General features: G+C 58.9%; 4 protein-coding genes and 1 pseudogene. 4 read left to right on the top strand and 1 reads right to left on the bottom strand.

The genetic code is table 11. The annotated features are described in order from the left end of the window. Positions 1 to 549: 549 nt before the first annotated feature. Together F6X37_RS35110 and F6X37_RS35115 are read left to right on the top strand one after the other, a co-directional pair. Positions 550 to 1359: a hypothetical protein gene (locus F6X37_RS35110; RefSeq protein ID WP_187614588.1), complete on the top strand. Its 810-nt coding sequence runs from the start codon at positions 550 to 552 to the stop codon at positions 1357 to 1359. A gap of 4 nt (positions 1360 to 1363) precedes the next feature. Beyond that, positions 1364 to 3268 (top strand): SIR2 family protein, encoded by a 1905-nt coding sequence (locus tag F6X37_RS35115; protein WP_187614589.1) that lies wholly within the window; start codon positions 1364 to 1366, stop codon positions 3266 to 3268. Between the two features lie 177 nt (positions 3269 to 3445). Here the strand turns inward: F6X37_RS35115 and F6X37_RS35120 are convergent, their stop codons facing one another. Beyond that, positions 3446 to 3967, bottom strand: a complete 522-nt coding sequence (locus tag F6X37_RS35120; protein WP_187614590.1) for a hypothetical protein — start codon at positions 3965 to 3967, stop codon at positions 3446 to 3448. A gap of 48 nt (positions 3968 to 4015) precedes the next feature. On the opposite strand from F6X37_RS35120, the gene F6X37_RS35125 reads away from it, so the two are divergent. Together F6X37_RS35125 and F6X37_RS35130 are read left to right on the top strand one after the other, a co-directional pair. Then, complete coding sequence (locus tag F6X37_RS35125) at positions 4016 to 5251, top strand: tetratricopeptide repeat protein (protein WP_187614591.1); 1236 nt, start codon at positions 4016 to 4018, stop codon at positions 5249 to 5251. A 116-nt stretch (positions 5252 to 5367) separates the two neighbouring features. Further along, positions 5368 to 5507 (top strand): annotated as a pseudogene (locus tag F6X37_RS35130) (IS30 family transposase); the annotation flags it as partial.

Consider the following 5507-nt stretch of genomic DNA (forward strand, 5'->3'; position numbering starts at 1 on the left):
TGTCCGGTTCGATGAGCGGGGTGTGGAAACGGAGTTAGGGTGAGGTTACTCGGGCACCGCCAGACGAAAGGGGCGGAGAACAGACAAACCGAACCTACTGCCACCGCGCCACATCTCGACTCTACCGACTGCACCTGCTGAGTTGCAGTGCCGCAAAGCTGCCGCTGGCCTACGCGGGGTCTTTTGGATGGCAGCTTACGGTCAACCCGGCCGAATGCGTACAGCCGGCCAACAGCAACCGTTGAAATGCGCCGTCATATAGACACACTCGAAGGTCTGCTTCCAGCCTGCCAGTGGCCGCTAACAACCGTCGGGGGCGACGGATCTAAACCGGATCGCTTTCATTAGAACGCTCCGGGGCGGTTGGCGGGCGGTGGTGTACTCTGATGTATCGTGGTGCGCGCGGAGATTCGCAAAACGTAGTCTAGGAGGGGGCTTGGGAACGCGTCGCAACCGGTGCTAGGCGGGCCGCCGAATGCGCGATGTTTCTGGGCGTACTTTCCGGTAGCGTCGTGCTCGAGCGCCAACAACTCACAAAGGAAAGCGACCATGAGAACCGGCTATCGATGGGTATTTCTCCTAGCGGGCGTTGCATTTCTGCTTGCCGCAAGCGTCGTCGACTATGCATTCATCGGCGACATGGCAGCCGGCGAGTTGACACATGGCGAGAAACTGGCGAACGAGTCAAAGGATATTCTGCTGGCAATCGGCGTCGCGGTGCTCACGGTTTCTCTTGTCGATTTCTTATGGAGCAAGGCGGGCGGAGATCCGTTGTCGACCGAAATCCACAAGCTTAGCCAGATCAACGACCTGATTTCGGATTCTTATAGAACTGGCATTGTCCGGATTCACGCGAAAGTCCAGACGTCTCCGAACAAAAACTGGAAAGCTTTGATTGATGCGTCGCAAAAGGAGATCGACTTGACGGGCTATCAACTGCTCGACATCGTCGATTCGGACGCCGTGATGGACTCACTCTCCCTCAAGGCGACCAACGGCGTTGCAGTGCGCGTGCTGCTGCTGCCAGAAACGTCCGTTGCGCTGCGGTACGCGGTGTCGCCGCAGAATCTGGGCGCGATGCAGGCGAACATGAAACACGCGGTGCAGAAATTCCAGAAGTTGCGCGAAAGTCTGCCGATGGGGCATCGCCTTTCAATTGCGACGGTCGATGACGCATCCGTGCTGGACGCGTCAGTGCGGCGCTTCGACGGACACATGCACGTCGTCCACTATCTCCAGTCAATCAATACGTCGGATACGCCGGCATTCGAACTGCTCGACAACGGCAGCGCGGATAGCCTTTTCAGGACTTACAAAACTTGGTTTGATCGCTTGTTCACGAGCGCAAAGCCGGTATAGCGTATTGAGCGAATTGCTTTGGGGTGTTGAAATTAACTCGAGGAGATTTAACGTGAATACGCCGTCTGTCGCCGCTAGTGAAGCCAATCCCGCGCCTCAGGCACTGCTCGATGCGTTACAAGCAGGCAAGGTCGTCGTGGTCGCCGGAGCGGGGATCTCGATGCTGCAACCGTCGAACTTGCCAAGCTGGTGGGGATTCAATCAGACGCTGCTCGAGTTGATCAAAGAACACGTTCATAGTCTCTTGCCGGAAGACGAACGAAACCTGCTGGATAAGCTATCGCTCGAAAAGGGTATCCCGGTTGTCGCATTTTCCGATCTCGTCGTGCGAACGTTTGCGGGCCGTGCTTATTTTCCGCTATTGAAGGTGCTGGAGAGTGCGAAGCCGAACGCAAACCATCGAGCGCTCGCATGGCTCGCCGGTGCCGGACGTATTCGGGACATCGTAACGCTGAACTTCGACTCGCTCACCGAGCGCGCGTTTCGCGAAGCCGGACAACCGCTGGAAGTGCTGGTGCGCAGCGAAGACTACGGTGTGTTCAGCGCGAGAAGCCGTGCGTCCGCGCGGCTTCACAAGATCCATGGTTCGGTGACCGACACGCAGACGCTGGTCGATACGGTCAGCCAGAAAGCGAGCGGACTTTCGGCGGCTCGTCGCAGCGAATTGGAGCGACTATTTAGCGAATGCCATGTGCTGCTGATAGGCTTTTCCGGCGCGGATCTGGATTTCGATCTCGACTATCTGCCATTGCGACATAGCCTGGCGAGTGGGTTGGGCTTCACCTGGCTTTATCGCAAGAAAAGTAAGCCGCCCGCCGTTGGCGCGCGGATTACGGCGGACCCGAGCCATTTTTTCGAAGCGGACCTTCCGGACATTTTCCGTATGCTCGGTGTCGATGAGGCGCTCCTCGTTGTGCCGGAGCCTGATCCAGGCGCAGGCGACTCGTCATCCCTTGGTGCCGAGATCGAAGCATGGACACGCGGAATGACCGTGGGCCCCTGGGCATGCGCGGCGCTCTGCTTGCGGCTGATGCACGAAATGATGCATCTGGACGACGCGGCGCGCTTCGAAGCATTGCTGGTTGAAGCCTTCGATCGAGAGGCCGCCAGCGGTTACTTTCACGTGAGCGTCGGCGCCGCGATTCGGCAACTGTCGGTCGCGTGCCTGCAGCGACGGGACTATGCCGGGGTCCGCGCGTGGGGCGAAAGAGAACTCGCCTTCCATCAGGCGTTGCTCGAGCCGTTGCTGAAAGCCAATCACTTATCGCCAGAAGCGCGCGCTGAATATCTGCGCAATACTGCTAGCGTTTTCATCAACCTCTCGCACGCTTGGCACAGTGAATCGAATGACGGCGAACATCGGCATCAATCATTGCGGATGCTCGAGGCTGCGCGTGAACGAGCTTCGGAAATCAACGATGCCGAACTGCTTGCGCTGATCGAGATTCGTCATGCGCAACTGGCTGATTCGCTCGTCGACAAGCTCGCGCACCTGCGTGCGGCCCGTCGTTACGCGCAACCTGTGGGCGCGCGCCTCACGGTGCTGGAAACGCTGTTGTCCGAGGCGGATGCGTTGATCCGCGTGTCCGAACTCGACCTCGCACAGGCGCGGCTCGATGAATCCAAGCCGATCATGGTGTACATGGTGCGCAAGTCATTGGCCTGGCAGCACGCGATTCTGGGCGCAGAATTGTCCGCGCGTCGCGGTGAACTTGATCGCGCGTTCGAAGCACTCAAGCATCTGATTGACGAATCATGGCTCGACCTCGAAACGAAGCTTGCCACCGGTCGGGAAATGCTGAAGCTGCTCGGACACGAAGCCGCGCTCAGAGAGCCCCTGCTCGCGCACATTACTGCGAGCTTTCCTGAATCGCTCAATGGCGGCGATCTTACGAAGCGGCAAAGCTAGCTGCTCGCGTCGATTCGCTCGGGATGCAAAGCAATCACGGGCGTCGCCGAAGGCTTTGCACCTTGGTTTGTTGATCAGCCGCGCCCCGACCAGCCCGGCGAAGCGCGCATTCGCTACGTGCTGGCGGAGGCCGAGTACACGGTGAATGTCGCGCTCGTTCTGCAAGCGTTGGATGCGTTATGCAGGCTCTTTCACCAACGAGGCTCGATCGAGCGGCTTGCCGATCTGGCGCAAGCACTGCTCGAACGGGCATCGCGCAGCAAGAATACGCGCTATGAAATCGCCGGCACCAACTTTCTGGGTATCGGGCTCGAGTATCAAGGGCGTATTGCCGACGCCGCGCAAGCCTATCAGCGCATGATCACGGAGCTTGAACAGCGGGGCGAGGACGATAGCACCGACGCTCATATGCTGCGCTCGAATTTCGCTCGCGTGCTGGGGCATGACGATGCCGAAGCGGATCGGGCGATCGCGCTGTTCGAGAGTGCGCGGCAGGCGCAATACCGTCTCGATGACTGGGACAACTATATGACGTCGACGGTGAATCAGGCGCGTCTGCTTTGTCAGTTGCAACGCAACGAAGAAGCGGCTGAACTTCTGACCGCACAGATTGATCTGACTGATAAATCGAGCCTGCCGAACGCGCGCGAAAGGTTCATCGCGTTGATCGAGTCGATGCGTCGTGACGAGCGCACGCATGACACGCGTTTGCGCGGCGCATCGGTCGAGCCTACTTCGTGGCGCGATTTGCTGAAGCAGCACAACCTGGATGGCGACGCAGCGGAAACTGCGCCGCAAATTGCCACTCGCGCAATGGTCGCTTACGAAGCCGGACGACGCGATGAGGCATTGCGTCTCAACAAGGCCGCGCGAGAGATTTACGCCCGCGCGAACGACAAGATCGGCGAATCGCGCTGCTGGAACAATCTGGCGGAGATTCACGCGTGTGAAGAGCAGTGGGACGAAGCCGCGCGCGCCGCGCAACGTGCGCACGAATTGAGAGAAGCAGGTGACGACGTCGAAGGTCAAATCATGACGCTGGCTAACCTGATGGAATTCCTACTACGGGGCGATCATCCCGAGGACGCATATCAAACAGGCAAGCGCTTGCTGGCTCTTGCGGGGCCGGGCATGTGTATGTGGGAAGTGGCAAGGGCCCGCGCGTGTCTGATCGAAGCAGCATTGAAGACTGACCGGCTGGCCGAGGCAGAGCGCATGCTGCCGGACGCGGTCGAAGCGCTCACGGTCGTTGGTCACTCCGCACGCGACGAAATGCTCGAACGGATTGAAAAGTGTCGCCAACTGATCAAAGAGATCCGAGGCGCGGCAAAGCGGGGTGACGCAGGGGTCGGCGCGACAGCGATGCAAGCTATCGAATTGGCGCGGCAGCAGCCTCAGGACATCGCGAAAAACACGCTCACCGCCGCGCTCAATGAGGCAAGCGATCCAATTGATCAGGCGACCATGCACGGCGAAATGGGCAACCGGCTGGCGAAGACGGATCCGCAAGCAGCGCAAGCGCATTACGAGCAAGCGCATACGCTCTACGAGGTGGCCGGACATAGCGGCATGGCGTGGTACGCGCGTTGTATCGCCAAACGGATGTGGGTCGATCATGGCGCCGATCCCGACGCGCTGCTAACATTTGCGGATGAGTGCCCCATTACGACGGTCAAGCTGAACGCGCTCGCCGCATATGCCGGCGTGTTATTGCGGCAATATAACAAAGCGGAAACGTATAGCAACGCAGCCGTCGAGGCGGTCAGCCGACGCATTGAGAAAGCGCTCAATCTGTACGACACTGAGCCTGAAATACTGGGGCAGACCGCGTTGCAGCTCACGTCGATCTACATGATGAAGGAGGAGTTTCCGGCGGCACGTCGAACGCTGGAGCGCGCGCGAGTGTGGCTCGTGCGTGCCAATTCGACGTATCTGGACAACGTGGAGAAGGTCGATCAGCAACTACGGGAAGAGGGCTCGTAAGTGATCCCACTTTTGTGAACTACGCGCCAAGCATGGTGAGTGTCCGTTCAGCGCTGGCGGATTCAACCGGTGGATGCAACACACTGAAGACTGCGCAAGCAGTGGGAGTGTTGCAGATGAAACAGCGATGCCGGATTTACTACAGCGAGAAGCAGAAAGCGCTGATGTGGGAACGTTGGCGGAAGGGAGAGTCTCTCCAGAAGATCGCCCAGCTTTTTGACCGGAACCACTCGTCTGTACAGGGGATTCTGGCTGA

The sequence above is a fragment of the Paraburkholderia sp. 31.1 genome (assembly GCF_014397645.1).
Classification (GTDB): Bacteria; Pseudomonadota; Gammaproteobacteria; order Burkholderiales; family Burkholderiaceae; genus Paraburkholderia; species Paraburkholderia tuberum.